The sequence below is a fragment of the Pseudoalteromonas sp. BZA4 genome (assembly GCF_040104395.1).
Classification (GTDB): Bacteria; Pseudomonadota; Gammaproteobacteria; order Enterobacterales; family Alteromonadaceae; genus Pseudoalteromonas.
In genome coordinates, this window is record NZ_JBECOT010000004.1 from 79,674 (window position 1) to 95,388 (window position 15,715).

The window sequence follows — 15,715 nt, forward strand, 5'->3', positions numbered from 1 at the left end:
AACATTGGTTGATGTTGCGAACTTGGTATGGAGCTATTAAAACAAGTCGAAATGGCAATAAAGGGGATCAAAAAAGGCAAACTGCTGAGCAATTGTGGCAGAAAAATGGCAATCGCGTTTTTGCCAGTACGCAAGGCAAAAAATTAGGTATAGTTCGCTATAGAAAGAATTTAAGTAAGTATTAACAATGAAGAAAATAGCAATCGTTGAAGATGAAACAGCAATCCGCGAAAACTACACAGAAATGCTCAGTGCTCAGGGCTATCAAGTTGTAGGCTTTGCTGACAGAGCCAGTGCTGAACTGGCATTTAGTCAATCTTTACCAGATTTAGCCATTGTTGATATTGGCCTTGGCCATGAAGTGGATGGTGGTTTTTTACTTTGCCAAACATTACGCAGTCTTTCTAAAACCTTACCGATTATATTTTTAACCGCCCGCGATAGCGAAATTGATACCGTATGCGGTCTGCGCATGGGAGCCGACGATTACTTAACCAAAGACATCAGTATGGCGCATCTTGCTGCTCGCATTGGCGCATTGTTTAGACGCCTTGATGCCTTCGATCAACCCGCCGATCAAACCGCTCTTTTGCATCGCGGCCCATTAAAGTTAGATACCCAGCGCATGCAGGTGTTTTGGCAAGAGCAACTGGTTGATTTAACCGTGACAGAGTTTTGGATGGTACATTCGCTTGCACAGCGCCCAGGCCATGTAAAAAGCCGCAACGAATTAATGAGTGATGCGAAAATTTATGTTGATGACAGCACTATTACCTCGCATGTAAAACGCATTCGTAAAAAGTTTATTGCTTTAGATGATGCATTTGACTGCATTGATACCGTTTACGGTATGGGTTATCGCTGGGAGCAAGCTTAATGCTGCGTTTGGGGCTTAGAACAAAGTTTATTTTCTTATCCTGCTTTTTATTTTTATTGCCTTGGCTTGGCTATGAGTATGTTTGGGAAATGGAAAAGTTCTTAAGACAAGGGCAAGAAAAAACCTTAGTGGGCACCACCCGCGCACTCGCTACCGCATTACATGAACGCCCTGCTTTGTTTGACTCGCAAACCAACTTTTTAGATCAAGTTGTAAAAGGTCGAGATTTATACGCCTATAACCTAAATAACCCGATTCAACTTGATGGCAAATTGTCGGAATGGCAGCCTTATCAAAGCTTATTTTGGCATTATGACAAACGCTATTTACAGGGGTTAAGCAATGATCATCAACCAAGTGATCTAAGTTTTGATCACATGGTGGGCAAATACGAAAACTACCTTTATGCAGCATTTAAAGTCACTGACAGCTCACTGGTGTATCGTGCTAAAAATGTGCTTAGCTTTACCCGCAATGATCACTTACAGATCATGTTAAAAACACCTGAAGGTGAATTTAAAAGTTATGTGGTGGCTGCCCGTCAAGATGGCTGGGTCAATGCTTTTGATGCCACAACACAAGAGCCGGTCACGAAAATCCAAGGCTACTTTAAAAGCACCGACACGGGTTACAACATAGAGCTGCGTTTTCCGCTTTCGATGTTAGGTAATAAGCTCGGTTTTGCTATTGAAGACTGGGATGAAGACAAGGTTGAGCCTCAGCTTATGTCGACTTCAAACCTGCAAAATCCCAATGATATCGGCTCTGTTTTGGTGCCTTCGCCAGAAATTAACCGTATTTTGAAAGGCATGGGCCACAGTGGTAGTCGGATTTGGGTCGTCGATAACCATCATCGTGTACTTGCGCAATCAGGCTCAATTCATCATGCCGATGGCGTGTGGGCTGACGGCCTAAAAGAGGAGCCAGCAACAACCTGGTGGCAACGCTTTGAGCAAGATTACTTACACCCACTTTACTATAAAATTTTAACTCGCCCAGAAAATGAGTTTATTGATACCTTACATGATGTCGCAGCGATGCAAGGTACTCACATAGCCAGTGCTTTAAATGGTAAACCCGCATCATCATGGCGCTTAACCCCAGATAACAAAGCCGTTATTTTATCGGCGGCCTACCCTATTTGGATCCAAGATAAAGTCATTGGTGCAGTAATCGCAGAAGAAACCACCAACGGCGTGCGCACTCTGCGTAATAAATCGTTAGAGAAGCTCTTTAATGTCATTTTAGCGGTGATGCTTGTTGGCACTGTGACACTGTTCTTTTTTGCTTCTAGAATTTCTAGCCGTATTCGCCGCTTACGTGACAATGCCGAGCAAGCTATTGATGCTCAAGGGCGCATCACCGGCAAAATTACTTATGCCGATTCGAATGACGAAATTGGCGACCTTTCTCGCAGTTTTGCTAACATTGTTAGTCGCTTGAGTGGTTATACTGATTACTTAGAAAATATGTCATCACGACTCTCCCATGAACTACGTACGCCTGTGGCTGTTGTGCGGTCATCGCTTGAAAACCTACAAATGCAGCCGCAATCTGAAGTGAGTCAAAAATACCTCGACCGTGCCAGTGAAGGGGTTGAGCGGTTAGGCAAAATAATTACCACCATGAGTGAAGCAACGCGCCTTGAACAAAGTATTCAAAGTGCCGAGGCTGAAGAGTTTGACCTGACCAAGGTGATCACCGGCTGCATGCAGGGCTATCAAATAACCTATGGTGAAAGTCTATTTACTTTGTCGCTTGATAAAGAGCCGTTAAATGTTATAGGCGCACCAGAGTTTATTGCCCAATTGCTCGATAAGCTCATCAACAATGCTCTTGAGTTTAAAACCCCACAAAGCACAATTTCCGTGAGTTTAACCAAGCAAGATCAACACGCAGTACTAACAATTAGCAACCAAGGTCCTCTATTACCTGATGGATTAGTTGAACATATCTTCGACTCAATGGTCTCAGTGAGAAGTCAGCAACATCAGCAGCAGCCCCACTTGGGTTTAGGTCTTTATATTGTAAGGCTTATTTGCGATTACCATCACGGTAAAGTATTAGCAGAAAATTTAGATGATGGCACAGGTGTTGTGTTTACTGTGGAACTGCCTATTAAATAAGCACATTTGCGTTACATATGATTACAGTTTAGTGGCGCGATATTCACCGATAATTCAGATTACAGGACGTAATATTTGTAATACAAACGGCAAATTATTTTTTGGAGGGCATCATGCGATCTGGATTACAACGTGAAGAGATTGAATTCATTATGGGGCTATTTAGCTATAATGAAACAACTGATAAACCAGCAGCTCCAAAAAAGCAGCCTGTTAAAGCTGACACTAAAAAAGTTGATACAGCGCAATATAAAGCAAACTACAAAGCAACTTATTTGACCTAGCTAAGGGTAGCTCATTACAATGGCGCACCTTTGGAATATAACGCCTTGTAATGAAAAAACACTCACCTAAAAAAGAACTGATTTTACTGCCCGTTTTGTTCGTGGCTATTTTACTTTGTGTTGCAGGTCACTTCCTACTCCAGCCTAACTACCAAGACAGCCATACCGTTGAGTATTTACTCGCTGCACTGCCATTTGCCTTGTTTGGGTTGGTGATTATCGCCTTTAAAGTTGCCAGTAAAAACGATAACCAAGATTAGCTTATACCAATTCGCTTAATTAAGTGGTCTATTTTGAGGCAAGAAAACCTCGTTGATAGCAAGGCAAAAATTTCATTATTTAGTTGTTCTAAATCAGAAATTTTTAACGCAGCTAGCGACAGGTTTAATCCCTCAAAATGATTAAGTATTATTGCGGATTGGTATTACAGAACGTGATAGCCAAACCAATCGGGCTTCATTGCTTGTGCTTGCCCGCTTGGCGTTAATTTGATTGATAAGTTACTATCTAACAAATCAATCGCAAAACAATCGTCTACATCGTGTAAATCATCTTTATGAAGATGAGTCAACCCAGCCAATAAAGACTCTTTAGCGCGTTGTTTAGCTTCTTCACTACTACGCGCAACATACAACGCAAAATCATGTTGCTCAGCAAGGCTATCTGCTCGGTAAGCACCTAAATTTACAAAGTATAGTTTTTCAGCTTGATTATACTGGGTATCAACCACTTCGACCTGATAGCCATCAATATGCTGAATTTGCATATAGCTATCCATGTGCACATTGCTTTTATCACCCACCCATTGCGCTTTAAGTTTTGAATAGGTTTGCTCAATGTTATCGCCTACGACAAATCGAACGTCGTGCATTTCAATGTGGCAACCTTGAATACGACCGCCCAGATAGACTAAAAAAAGCGCCATGTTTTTCCTTATATTAAACTTTCAACATTAATGTTGTGCTTTTTAATTAATTTATAAAAATCTGAGCGATTACGTTTCGCAAGTTTTGCGGCTTCGGCAACATTACCTGCTGACATCTTCAGCGTATTAATTAAATAATCTCGCTCAAATTCTTTTTTTGCATCATTTAACGAAAGCGGTTCAGCAATACTAATATTACTGTTTAATGCACTCTCTACCAACTGAGCTGCAATCACTTTACCCGGTGTAAGAGCTACTACCTGCTCTATCACATTCTGTAATTGACGAATATTACCCGGCCAGTCATAGCGCACCAAGGCATGCATCGCATCATTAGCAAACTGCTTTTGCTCTTGCCCCATACGTTTAGCAATAAGACCTGCAAAATGCTGTGCTAGCAAACTAATATCTTCTCGGCGTTCACAAAGCGGAGGCAATTTTAAGTTCACCACGTTTAATCGGTAATATAAATCTTCACGGAACTGCTGATTATTGATTGCCTCAGGGAGGTTCTTATGGGTCGCCGACACCACTCGCACATCAATTGGGATCTCTTCTTGAAAGCCCACAGGACGAATGGTTTTCTCTTGTAAAACCCTAAGCAGTTTTACTTGTAAATTTAGCGGCATATCACCAATTTCGTCTAGAAAAAGGGTACCACCTTGTGCTTGTTGAAACAAACCTTGATGGTCTTTGACTGCACCTGTAAACGCGCCTTTTTTATGCCCAAATAATTCAGACTCTAAAAGCTCCCCCGGCACAGCGCCGCAGTTAATTGCCACAAATGGCCCGTCACTAACATGGCTGTGTTGATGTATTGCTTGTGCAAGCAACTCTTTACCTGTGCCGCTGGCACCAGAGATCAACACATTCACTTGCGTTGGACCAAGCAATTTAACTTGCTCAAGTAAATGCAACATCGCCCCGCTACGGGTGACTATATTGGTTTGTGTCGGTGTTTCATCGCCGTGTACACCATGAATTTCGATAGCTTTAGCAAGGCTGTCGAACAGCTCATCTTTATCAACCGGTTTGGTAATAAATGCAAATATACCTTGCTTCGTCGCTTCCACTGCATCAGGTATCGAACCATGTGCTGTCATCATAATCACCGGCATTGAAGGATAACGACTTTGTAACTGGCGATGTAGAGCCATGCCGTCCATTTCATCCATTCTTAAGTCGGTGATCACCGCATCATAGGTTTGGTTTTTTAGCGTTTGTAATGCCTCAATGCCACTTTCAACGGTACTAACCAAATAACCTTTTGACTCAATTCTAATTGCCAGTAGCTTTAATAAACTCGCATCATCATCTACTAATAAAACCCGTGGTTTTGTTACTTCATTCATGATTACTGCTCCTTGGTTTCTTCACGTAGCAGAAGTTGTTGTTCGATAGTCGCAAGCGACGATAAGGTTTTTTCCATTTCATCACTCAGTGCTTGCTTTGCTTGTTTTGCTGCTAAATTCTGTTGTAAATATTGCTTTTGTAACCATAGATACTGCTTAATATCATCTGGCCAATAAAAAGCATGGTCACTTTTTTCAAGCTGATTAAGGGCTTTTTCTGGCTCAGAAGCACCGAGTAAACAAATTGACTCAAACAGACGCTTTAGCTCATTTTCGCCGACATAATTTGCTTTATCAGAACCCGCTTTAAAGCCACCACACTTGGCTGCATGCCAAGCAATGACTTTACTTGCAGGCGGGTATAGCGGCTCACTTTTCGGCCGAGGCTTTGGATTAGGTTGCCCTTGAGGTTTCACATCTGTTGTCGGCTCTACTTGCTCTGGCTCAACATGCTTTTGCGTGATCGTGCACCCTGTTATAAAAAGTGTGCCTATAACAAGCATAAAACTGGCTTTATTCGCTAAGCCCATATCAGTTAACTCCTTGGGTTAATTGAATTGGTAAAATGGCTGTAAATACACACCCTTGTGGCTCATTATCTGTAATAGAGAGCTTACCGTTTAATTGTTCAACAGTTTCTTTAACGATAGTTAAACCGAGTCCGCTGCCCATTTCAGTATGTTGTTTTGCATTCTTACCTTGGTAAAAAGCCCCAAATACAGCGGCTTTTTCAGTATCCTCTATCCCTACACCTAAGTCGCTGACACTCAAAATTAACTGTCCCTGCTTTAAGCTTGCTTTTATTGTCACTGACTCATGTTCTGGCGAAAACTTCAGCGCATTTGAGGTAAGCTGAATGAGCACCATTTCAAGTAGCTCAATTGAGATAAACAAAGCTTTATTTGGTAATTCATTCACCCAAACAATGGATAAGTCACGCGCTGATAATCGGTGCTCAAAATGACGCTCAATTTTATTCATCATCAAGTTAAAGTTAAGCTCGCTTAGGCTTTGCTTACTCGTGCGAATGGCGTTGTAACTCAATAAGCTTTCAATCATGGCTCTGAGCCGCACCATACTTTGTGTTATTAACTCGAGGACGGCTTGTTGCTCGCTATTGATTGGACCAACAATTTCATCTGTAAGTAAGTCTGTGCCTTCAACCATCGAAGCAAGGGGGGTTTTTAATTCATGTGTCACATGGCGTAAAAACGTATCTTTTTGCTGCTCAAGCATATGTAGCTGTGCTTGAACCCACTCTAATTTATTACCTAATTCAACTAACTCTGACGAGCCGCGAACTTGAATTTTTTGCTGCCAATGGCCTTGCCCTAGTTTATCAATCACATGTGTAAGCTCTCTCAGGCGTCCGCTGATCCGCCAAAGAAACCCGCCTCCAACCAATAACGTGAGAGGAATTAACGCAACTAACCAATTAATGAATGAAGTTTGAAGTGCTTTTAATTGCTGCTGATTTTTTGTGATGCGTAATTCATTTTGCTCTTTGAGCCAATTTGTTTGCTCACTGATAAGCTTGCTGGCAGGAGCAAATAACTCACCGTCTTGCTTTTGCTCTATCAACAAGTGCTGTTGTGCAAATTGTAATACCTCAGCCAGTTGCCGCCACTGCGAGACATAATCAGCGGTTGGGCTTAAAAATATAAGCTCATCAATACTTTGCAGTGAAGATTGCCACTTATTGGCAATCAAGCTATCGAGGGATTCACTTTTAAGCACCCAATTTTGTCGAGTTGCCCTTTCTAAGCTATTTAAGTCTTGTTTGAGGTTATTAAATGCTTTAGTGATTTCGTAATTGTCACCGACGATTTCTTGAGTCACTGCAAGCTGCTTATTGAGCGCATTTAAAAATAAAATCACCACCAAGGATAACGGCAGCAAAGACAGCAAAATGCTACAGACGAACTGGCCAATAAGACTAGGTCGCCAATTGAGTAACTGTTTTATTTTTATCGCTACTTTATTTTGCATATTCACTCTCAACATAATTGCAGATGCTGATTATTAGTGAACAAACTTAGACACTCGCTGAATCCGACCTTAAAAAGGACTGATTTTCACCCAAAAACCGATACAAAGTTGCTATTTGGCAACATGCTAACTAATTGAAATAATAAGGATAAACTTTTAACACCTGAAAATCGTTGCAAAAAAGACACAATACCCTGTAACTATTTCGCATTCAAAACCACATAATAAATATAAGCGATTGATAATTAAAACCTTTTAATGTTGGCACTGATTTTGATTAGTACTAAGCAAATTAGTTATTTAGGACACAAAATGAAAGTAACGGCCTTGGCAGCCACCCTGCTTATAAGTCTCATCTCGTTAAGTTGTTATGCACTTGATTTGCAAACAACGTTTAACGAACTAGATAAAGACAGTAATGGTTTTTTGAATGAAGCAGAAGCATCTGAAGATGCATTATTACATGGCAACTTTACGCAAATTGATAGTAACCAAGATGGCCAAATTTCATTTTCTGAGTTTCAGTCGTTTATTCAATAGGAGATTGTAATGAAACAACTATTAGCTGCATTCTCGCTGATGTTTTTAGTTATCAGCGCCACCGTTTTAGCATCACAAATGGATGTTCGATTTGCTAAGTTTGATATTAACGCCGACGGCGAGATTTCATTAACTGAAGCAACCAAACACGATAACCTACTTAAGCAATTTGCCGATCTGGATGAAAACGGCGATCAGGTTCTGTCTGAACAAGAGTTTGAAAAATTCAAACCTTAACGGCTTAAAGTGCTTGCCATAATCCCAGAGGGAATGTGTAAACGGATTTAAATTTTGGGAGTTAAATTATGGCAAGCACTTTTATTTGGAGAGTAATTATGAGAATTTTCTGGCTTGCTTCATGTACCTTAATTACTATAAGCTTCAATAGCTTAGCATTGGATGTAAAACAACGATTTGATCACCTTGATAAAGATAAAAATGGCTTTTTATCTGTGCAGGAACTGTCATCGCAACCGCACTTGCAAAAACGCATGGCGCAGTGGGATACAGATAAAGATCAACAAATATCGCTCCTTGAATTTAAACACTATTTAACAAACAAGAGTTAAAGTAATGTCAAAATTAACCTTTGCCAGCCTAATTTTATGTTGTGTAACTAGCACAGTGAGTTTTGCTGCAGATAGTATTGGTGAAAAATTTAAACAACTTGATCGTAATGACGATGGTTACCTGACTCGCTCAGAGTCTGCGAGAGACCCTGCTCTATGGTCACGTTTCAAAAACTATGACAGCGATAAAGATAATAAATTATCGCTTAGTGAATTTAAGGTCTACGCAAGCAAATAAACAGTCCAGGTTAACTATTTAATTGCTGCTGAGTTGCAGTTTACTGCAACTCTGATACTGTTTTCATAAATCAATAAAAACTATTAGAAGATTATGAAACTTATCATCAGCCTACTAGCAACAGCTTCGCTTAGCTGTTTTGCCAACACCACAGTTATTTACAATGTAAATGGCTACACGCCTACCTACAAGGGCGAAACCCAACACTTTTCAGCACTGGTTTTTAAAGACGGTAAAGTCGTAAAAACAGGCAATGACTCAATTAAAAACAGCTTCCCTGACGCCACCTCTATTGATGGTAAGCAAGCCACGTTATTACCTGGTTTAGTCGATGCTCATGGCCATGTAATTGGTTTAGGGAATAACCTCTCACAACTTGATGTCAGGAACACGCGCTCGGCAGGTGAGGTTGGCAAAATGCTGGCTGAGTTTGCCAAAGATAAACAAGGTTGGATCATTGGTCGCGGTTGGAATCAAGAGCAATGGCCTGGCGGTGAGTTTCCAACTGCCGCTGATTTAGACAAATATGTAAAAGACAAACCAGTGGTACTTTCTCGCGTTGATGGCCATGCTGTGTGGGTTAACTCAAAAGCCATGGAACTTGCAGGTATTGATAAACAAACTCCCTCTCCTGCCGGCGGTGAAATTTTAAAGTTAGATTCAGGGTTACCTTCTGGGGTATTCATTGATAAAGCCGAAACGCTTGTTACCCAACATGTACCAAAAGCAAGCCATGCCAGCATTAATACGGCATTAGATAATGCAGGTAAACATCTACTAAGTTTGGGTATTACATCAACCCATGATGCCGGTATTGATTATGATACATGGCAAGTGTACAAGCAGCGCTCTGAGCAAAAGTCCCTTCCGGTTAGAATCGTTGCCATGCTAAGTGCAGCTGACCCTCAGCTAGAAACCATGCTCAAAGCGGGCAAATATAAAGACATGAATGACATGCTGTCGATTCGAAGTGTCAAAGTGTATGCGGATGGTGCTTTAGGAAGTCGAGGCGCAGCCCTTATCGAGGAGTACGCAGATCGTAAAAATCACCACGGCTTAATGCTTGAAACCCAAGAAAAACTTGAGCAACTATTTAACCTAAGTTTTGCTCATGGTTTTAGTGCGAACACCCACGCCATTGGTGATAAAGCCAATCATGTTGTACTCGATGCCTATGAAAATGTGTTTAAAAAAACCGGTGGGATTTTACTGCGTAATCGAATTGAACACGCACAAATTGTGACTCCTGAAGATATCCCTCGTTTTAAAACGTTAAAAATTATTCCATCAATGCAGCCTGTTCATGCAACCTCTGATATGCATATGGCAGAGCAACGCCTAACTGAAAAACAACTTGAAGGGGCGTATGCTTGGAAAACCTTTTTAGCACAAGGCTCAGTAATTGCCGCAGGTTCTGACTTTCCTGTAGAGCTTGCTGATCCGTTTGATGGCTTATATTCAGCCATTACACGAATGGATCATAATCAACTTCCTGAAGGCGGCTGGCGACCACAAGAGCTGCTATCGCGTGATGAAGCTTTGCGTGCGTTTACTTTAGGTGGTGCTTATGCTGCACATCAAGAGTTTAAGGTAGGTAGTTTAGAGCAAGGAAAGTGGGCTGACTTTATTTTGATTGATAAAGACTATTACAAAGCCCCAGTTTCTGAGATCCACGATATAAACGTGACACAAACTTGGATTGCGGGCGAGCTAAAATATAAAAAAGAGGAATAATATTACTCGGCGTCAGCTTTTTGCTGACGCTTTAATTTAATGATGTGGTAAATATTCACAAACGCCAGTAAACCATTGGTGAAGGCCACCGGAACGGCACCAATTGCCAGCCCGTAGAAGGTAAATGCAATACATCCTGCTAGGTTGAGCCAGCGTAGTTTTACTACATCGCTCATTGTCAAAGAAGCAACCAAAAGTGCTGACGCTAAATAGCCTAAATATTCCCAACTCAATTGTTCTCTCCTAGGCTTTAGGTTAGCATTGGAGCTTGTCATTTTTTTTGACGCACTCAGTGCTAGTTTGACAATAAAATAAAAAAGCTAACTTACTAAAAACCTTGTAAAGCTTAAGAATAATCTTAGCTTTAAAATCATTACACGGGAAATGAAGGTATCAGTAACGTGAATCACCTTACTAGCAAGTTAGCGTAAATTCTTAGAATCTTAATGCTAGCGTCATTAAGATGTAATAAATAGGACAATTGTCCGAAGAGCGGCGTTAATGTTTCAATATCATTTTTCAAGCTATCTTGTTGACCAATTGCTGACATTTGCTGGCAGCAGTTTTCAACAAGCTAAAAAAGAAGTGCTGATCCATCAAGATCAACCCTTGTCAAAGCTTGTATTAGTTAGAAGCGGCACGGTGTCGTTCAGCTATGACGTGGGTAATGGCCGACGCCTTCTTTTGGGCCAGCTTGATTGTAACAACACACTGATTGGTGAGATTGAAGCACTAAATAACTACCCGTGTATTTACACAGTTACGTGCTTTAGCGATGTAAGTTATAACCTAATTGAGCTTAAACATTGGCGCGCACTACTCTTAGAAAAGCCTGAGTTAAGCTTATACACAGCACAAACAATTGCCGCTAAATTCCAAGAAAACCAAAAAATAAACTTAGATAAGCTGCTATTACCACTTAGCTACAATATAGCTAAAGATTGCTTATTAAGAGCTGAAAACAGCAACCCAACACTACTGCGTGCCTACCCTACCGTAAATGCTGAAGCAGAGCGCTTTGCCACCACAGAAAGAGCGTATAGACGCGTAGTTACAGAACTAGTTGAAAAAGGTTTAGTGCAGAGAAGTAATCAAGGTTTACAAGTGGTAGATATTGACAAGCTTAGCGACTACGTCGAAAGTTTTGCGCAGTTATAAGTGTAGAACACACTCATAACTGCAAAAATATTCAAACTTACTTTTCTAAAAGTATGTCATGAATATTGGCTAAATCAGACTTACCTTCGATAATTTCGTCTGGCGTTAGGCCTGAAAGCTCATGAGGGAACACTAACCACTCTTCAGACTCATGAATGAAGTAATCTGGCACCATGTCTACTTTTGAGTTTTTCGGCTTATAGTATGGGCAAGCAACGCGAATATCACGTGGTAGGTTTAAACGCATTAACTCCGATAGCTTTTCTTTTAATGCAAAAATACTGCGGCCAGAATCAAAAACATCATCAACGATTAGTAATGAGTTATCTGCATTGGCATTTTCAATGATGTAATGCAAACCGTGAACTTTGATCTCTTTCGACTGCTGGTTAATACCGTAATACGAAGAGGTACGCACTGCGATATGGTCAGTTTCGATACCTTTGTAATCGTAATATTCTTGAACTGCGATACCAATTGGAGCACCACCACGCCAAATACCAATGATGAAATCAGGACGGAAACCATCTTCATAAACTTGTGCCGCAACACGAAATGAATCTTCAAGAAGCTGCTGCGCAGTGATATAGCACTTATCTGACATAAATAGAGACCCCAGTGTGAATTGATCATTCAAGTGTAGCTAATTTAATAAAAACTAACCACAGGATGAGAAAATGTGGGGCGGGATTTTATACTAATTTACTCAAAAAAGCTTGTATCAGTTTGTAAAATTACCTGTTAGATCAAAAAAGCCCCTTAACTTAGATAAAGTTAAGGGGCTTAATAAGGGCGTGTTGACCTTTGTGGATTAAATTTGTTCACTCTAGGGGCGATTTAATCACGGCGCGAGATTTGTAACCTAGTGGGCTAAGTAAAAATCGAGCAACAAAGAGTTAATCGCCCCTAGGAAGAACCCGAAGGGCAGCACGTGTTTGGCATTAATGCTGCGTTATCGCCTATTTATGTGGAACAACCACACTACATAGGCTCTGCCTTGCCTAAATACCAAACACACTGCTGCAAAGTTAATCATAAAAGGTCAACACGCCCTATAGATAATTGCTTATGCTTTTTCTAGTAAAGTTCTTGCAACGGTACGCATACCTTGAGTTGTTGCGCCTGCAGCCCACTCGCTTGTGCTACCCATGTTAAATGCAGCAGCAAGGTCAATGTGAACCCAACCTTTGCCTTCATTTGGCACAAAGCGTGATAAGAAACCAGCCGCATTAGAAGCGCCACCGTAACCACCACCTTTTTGTGGACGACTATTTGCGGTATCGGCATATGGCGACGGGCAGTTTTGTTGATGCCACTTTTCAAGAGGTAATGGCCATGCAGCTTCCATTTCTTGCTCTGCAAAGTCTTGTACGTCACGTACAAGCTCTTTATCAAGACCGAACAATGCATTGTATTCTTGACCAACAGCAACAAGCGCAGCGCCTGTTAGCGTTGCTGCATCAATGATTAATGGCGCGCCAGACTCACCTGCAGCCATTAAGCCATCAGCTAGCACTAAACGACCTTCAGCGTCGGTATTAACGATTTCAACTGTGGTGCCATTTTTATACGTTAAGATATCACCAAGTTTGTAGGCATGACCTGAAATTAAGTTTTCAGCACAACATAAAAACAATTTAATACGTTTGTTGATACCACGACTAATAGCAAGTGCTAAACCTGCAGTTACTGTAGCAGCACCGCCCATGTCGCACTTCATGCCTAACATGCCTTCACTTGCTTTGATTGAGTAACCACCTGAATCAAACGTAATGCCTTTACCAACTAAAGCGGCCGCAACAGGGGCATTTTCGTCGCCAGTTGGGTTGTAATCTAATGCTAATAATACCGGTGGACGCTCACTACCACGGCCTACCGCATGGATACCAATCCATTGTTGCTCTAATAAAGCATCACCTTTAATAATTTGGTAACTTACGTGCTCTGGCGCTAATGACTGAATAAATTCTGCCGCTTTACCAGCTAGACTCTCAGGGAAAATGTCATCCGCAGTGCCATTGATCATTTGACGAGCCCACGTCGCAGCTTGTTTTAATGAAGCCAGTTCTTTGCCGTCTGTTTTTGCATTTTCAACAAACTCAATAGCATCTAAATTCTTTGGTGAAGCAAAGCCTTGGTAAAAAGCCCACTGTGTTTCTGTACACCAAACATCGCCCACTAAGGCAATGTTTTTTAAGCCTTGATTAGCTAACGTACGTGCTGCTTTTTGTACGTTTTTAAGTGTATCTTGCTCAGTTAAATGAACAGTTGCGCCTTGTTCAGTAAAAGAAAGAGCGGCTTTTTCGCCCCAATGTGCGGCAGCGCCCTGCTCGCTAAGTTGAACTAGAAATTTTTCTGACATGTTAGAATACTCTTTGCGCTAAAAATGTTACTTGAGTTTACTACAGCCAACGTCAGTTCCCAACAGCTTGCGATAAATAGCATTATGCAGCATGGTTCAATCCTCGTAATGAATCACATACAATAAAGAAAAACGAATTTATAAAAGCCATGAAGTTTACTCCTGCATTACAATCAGCCACCTTGATTAAACGCTACAAACGTTTTTTAGCCGACTTAAAACCTGCCGATGGCGCAGAGTTTACAGCTCACTGTGCCAATACTGGCAAAATGACGGGCTGTGCAGAGCCAGGGTTTAAGGCTTTTTATTCAACCAGTGATAACGCCAAACGCAAGTACCCTCAATCCTTGCAATTAACTCAGAACCAATTCGATCACTTAATATGTGTTAATACCGCGATTGCAAACAAGGTTGTACAAGAAGCCTTAAATGCAGGCACGATTGCTGAATTTGTTGACTATCAAACCATTGCTGCAGAAGTAAAATACGGCCAAGAAAATAGCCGAATCGACTTTTTATTAACAGATGAACATAAATCCCATTGCTATGTAGAAGTAAAATCTGTGACATTACTTTCACAAACAGACCCACACTCTGGGCAAGGTTATTTTCCAGATGCAAAAACTGAGCGAGGCCAAAAACATCTTCGAGAGTTAATAGAAATGGTGCAGCAAGGGCATCGTGCAGTGCTATTTTTTGCCGTTTTACATGAAGGTATCAATCACGTACGTGCGGCAGAACATATCGATCCAAAATATGCCCAACTATTAACTGAAGCTATAGAAAACGGTGTTGAAGTCATTGCTTACAAAGCAAAAATTTCTGCAGAAGAAATTAAACTGCAAGAAAAATGTGATTTTATTAGCTAAGCAACTCTTTTACTAAAAAGACAATAAAAAACACGATTTAAGTTGTATTATTTTTTTTTGCCTATATAACTTAGCAAATTTATTAAAATTATGGGTAGTGGCTCTACTCATGGCAATTTATGCAATCAGGGGTCGAGGCATATAAATTAAGCTAAAATAAATTTGCCTCAATCTAATGATTCTGCTATTTATAGCCGCCGGCTAACGCTGGGCAAAATATTAAGGATTTAGGAGAAAGTTATGCCAGACCAAAAAAGACTAGGGTTATTGGCTCAGGCCGGGTTGGAACCATACCAAGAACAACCAGGTGAAGAGTATATGAATGAAGCACAACGTGCTCATTTCAAAAAAATTTTAGAAGCTTGGCGTAACGATTTACGTAACGAAGTAGACCGTACTAAATCGCATATGCAAGACGAAGCAGCTAACTTTCCGGATCCAGTAGACCGTGCAGCACAGGAAGAAGAATTCTCATTAGAACTTCGTACTCGTGACCGTGAGCGTAAACTGATCAAGAAAATTGAAAAAACGATTCAATTAATCAAAGAAGATGACTTTGGTTTCTGTGAATCATGTGGTATCGAAATTGGTATCCGCCGCCTAGAAGCGCGTCCTACAGCTGATTTATGTGTAGACTGTAAAACGCTTGCGGAAATTAAAGAAAAGCAATCTGGACGCGGTTAATTACATCC

At 40.9% G+C, this 15,715-nt stretch carries 19 protein-coding genes; 12 read left to right on the top strand and 7 right to left on the bottom strand.

Annotation, left to right across the window (positions count from 1 at the left end; translation table 11 throughout):
* The first annotated feature begins 187 nt into the window (after nucleotides 1-187).
* The 4 genes from pdsR (at nucleotide 188) to ABMY41_RS03155 (ending at nucleotide 3,547) form a co-directional block, all read left to right on the top strand.
* A complete protein-coding gene (gene pdsR / locus ABMY41_RS03140; protein ID WP_063527939.1) occupies nucleotides 188-877 on the top strand; it encodes a proteobacterial dedicated sortase system response regulator in 690 nt (229 codons plus the stop codon).
* Complete coding sequence (gene pdsS / locus ABMY41_RS03145) at nucleotides 877-3,003, top strand: proteobacterial dedicated sortase system histidine kinase (protein ID WP_349274123.1); 2,127 nt, start codon at nucleotides 877-879, stop codon at nucleotides 3,001-3,003. Before pdsR ends, pdsS begins: the two co-directional genes overlap by 1 nt.
* 113 nt (nucleotides 3,004-3,116) lie before the next feature.
* Nucleotides 3,117-3,287 carry a hypothetical protein gene (locus tag ABMY41_RS03150; RefSeq protein ID WP_158685596.1) on the top strand — a complete coding sequence of 57 codons (171 nt, stop codon included), beginning with the start codon at nucleotides 3,117-3,119 and terminating at the stop codon, nucleotides 3,285-3,287.
* A gap of 50 nt (nucleotides 3,288-3,337) precedes the next feature.
* Nucleotides 3,338-3,547 (top strand): hypothetical protein, encoded by a 210-nt coding sequence (locus ABMY41_RS03155; protein WP_054560860.1) that lies wholly within the window; start codon nucleotides 3,338-3,340, stop codon nucleotides 3,545-3,547.
* Between the two features lie 164 nt (nucleotides 3,548-3,711).
* Here ABMY41_RS03155 and ABMY41_RS03160 read toward each other — a convergent pair whose 3' ends face one another.
* The 4 genes from ABMY41_RS03160 to ABMY41_RS03175 are packed head-to-tail and all read right to left on the bottom strand — an operon-like array spanning nucleotide 3,712 to nucleotide 7,553.
* A complete protein-coding gene (locus tag ABMY41_RS03160) occupies nucleotides 3,712-4,212 on the bottom strand; it encodes a DUF1543 domain-containing protein (RefSeq protein WP_138558369.1) in 501 nt (166 codons plus the stop codon).
* 8 nt (nucleotides 4,213-4,220) lie between these two features.
* On the bottom strand, nucleotides 4,221-5,564 hold the full coding sequence (locus ABMY41_RS03165; RefSeq protein ID WP_349274124.1) for a sigma 54-interacting transcriptional regulator: 1,344 nt from the start codon (nucleotides 5,562-5,564) through the stop codon (nucleotides 4,221-4,223).
* A 2-nt stretch (nucleotides 5,565-5,566) separates the two neighbouring features.
* A complete protein-coding gene (locus ABMY41_RS03170; RefSeq protein ID WP_349274126.1) occupies nucleotides 5,567-6,094 on the bottom strand; it encodes a hypothetical protein in 528 nt (175 codons plus the stop codon).
* Nucleotide 6,095: 1 nt separating this feature from the next.
* Nucleotides 6,096-7,553: a HAMP domain-containing sensor histidine kinase gene (locus ABMY41_RS03175; RefSeq protein ID WP_287242405.1), complete on the bottom strand. Its 1,458-nt coding sequence runs from the start codon at nucleotides 7,551-7,553 to the stop codon at nucleotides 6,096-6,098.
* 312 nt (nucleotides 7,554-7,865) lie between these two features.
* Between ABMY41_RS03175 and ABMY41_RS03180 the strand changes: the two genes are divergently transcribed.
* From ABMY41_RS03180 to ABMY41_RS03200, 5 genes are all read left to right on the top strand, one after another.
* Nucleotides 7,866-8,093 carry an EF-hand domain-containing protein gene (locus ABMY41_RS03180; protein ID WP_349274127.1) on the top strand — a complete coding sequence of 76 codons (228 nt, stop codon included), beginning with the start codon at nucleotides 7,866-7,868 and terminating at the stop codon, nucleotides 8,091-8,093.
* A 9-nt stretch (nucleotides 8,094-8,102) separates the two neighbouring features.
* Nucleotides 8,103-8,330 carry a hypothetical protein gene (locus ABMY41_RS03185; RefSeq protein ID WP_063703293.1) on the top strand — a complete coding sequence of 76 codons (228 nt, stop codon included), beginning with the start codon at nucleotides 8,103-8,105 and terminating at the stop codon, nucleotides 8,328-8,330.
* Between the two features lie 98 nt (nucleotides 8,331-8,428).
* Nucleotides 8,429-8,662, top strand: a complete 234-nt coding sequence (locus tag ABMY41_RS03190; RefSeq protein ID WP_063703291.1) for an EF-hand domain-containing protein — start codon at nucleotides 8,429-8,431, stop codon at nucleotides 8,660-8,662.
* Nucleotides 8,663-8,666: 4 nt separating this feature from the next.
* Nucleotides 8,667-8,900 carry an EF-hand domain-containing protein gene (locus tag ABMY41_RS03195; protein WP_063703288.1) on the top strand — a complete coding sequence of 78 codons (234 nt, stop codon included), beginning with the start codon at nucleotides 8,667-8,669 and terminating at the stop codon, nucleotides 8,898-8,900.
* 93 nt (nucleotides 8,901-8,993) lie between these two features.
* Nucleotides 8,994-10,634: an amidohydrolase gene (locus tag ABMY41_RS03200; protein ID WP_289097790.1), complete on the top strand. Its 1,641-nt coding sequence runs from the start codon at nucleotides 8,994-8,996 to the stop codon at nucleotides 10,632-10,634.
* Between the two features lie 2 nt (nucleotides 10,635-10,636).
* On the opposite strand, the gene ABMY41_RS03205 is transcribed toward ABMY41_RS03200, so the two are convergent.
* Entirely contained in the window at nucleotides 10,637-10,867 is a 231-nt protein-coding gene (locus ABMY41_RS03205) for a YgjV family protein (protein WP_054560869.1), read from the bottom strand.
* Nucleotides 10,868-11,135: 268 nt separating this feature from the next.
* On the opposite strand from ABMY41_RS03205, the gene ABMY41_RS03210 reads away from it, so the two are divergent.
* The gene (locus tag ABMY41_RS03210) at nucleotides 11,136-11,792 is read left to right on the top strand and encodes a Crp/Fnr family transcriptional regulator (RefSeq protein ID WP_054560870.1); all 657 of its coding nucleotides are present in this window, start codon (nucleotides 11,136-11,138) and stop codon (nucleotides 11,790-11,792) included.
* Between the two features lie 37 nt (nucleotides 11,793-11,829).
* Here ABMY41_RS03210 and ABMY41_RS03215 read toward each other — a convergent pair whose 3' ends face one another.
* On the bottom strand, nucleotides 11,830-12,396 hold the full coding sequence (locus tag ABMY41_RS03215; RefSeq protein WP_054560872.1) for a phosphoribosyltransferase family protein: 567 nt from the start codon (nucleotides 12,394-12,396) through the stop codon (nucleotides 11,830-11,832).
* A 462-nt stretch (nucleotides 12,397-12,858) separates the two neighbouring features.
* The gene (pepB, locus tag ABMY41_RS03220) at nucleotides 12,859-14,154 is read right to left on the bottom strand and encodes an aminopeptidase PepB (protein ID WP_349274128.1); all 1,296 of its coding nucleotides are present in this window, start codon (nucleotides 14,152-14,154) and stop codon (nucleotides 12,859-12,861) included.
* 149 nt (nucleotides 14,155-14,303) lie between these two features.
* Between pepB and sfsA the strand changes: the two genes are divergently transcribed.
* Together sfsA and dksA are read left to right on the top strand one after the other, a co-directional pair.
* Nucleotides 14,304-15,023: a DNA/RNA nuclease SfsA gene (sfsA, locus tag ABMY41_RS03225; RefSeq protein WP_251600923.1), complete on the top strand. Its 720-nt coding sequence runs from the start codon at nucleotides 14,304-14,306 to the stop codon at nucleotides 15,021-15,023.
* Between the two features lie 240 nt (nucleotides 15,024-15,263).
* A complete protein-coding gene (gene dksA / locus ABMY41_RS03230; protein WP_135925983.1) occupies nucleotides 15,264-15,707 on the top strand; it encodes an RNA polymerase-binding protein DksA in 444 nt (147 codons plus the stop codon).
* Nucleotides 15,708-15,715 lie beyond the last annotated feature (8 nt).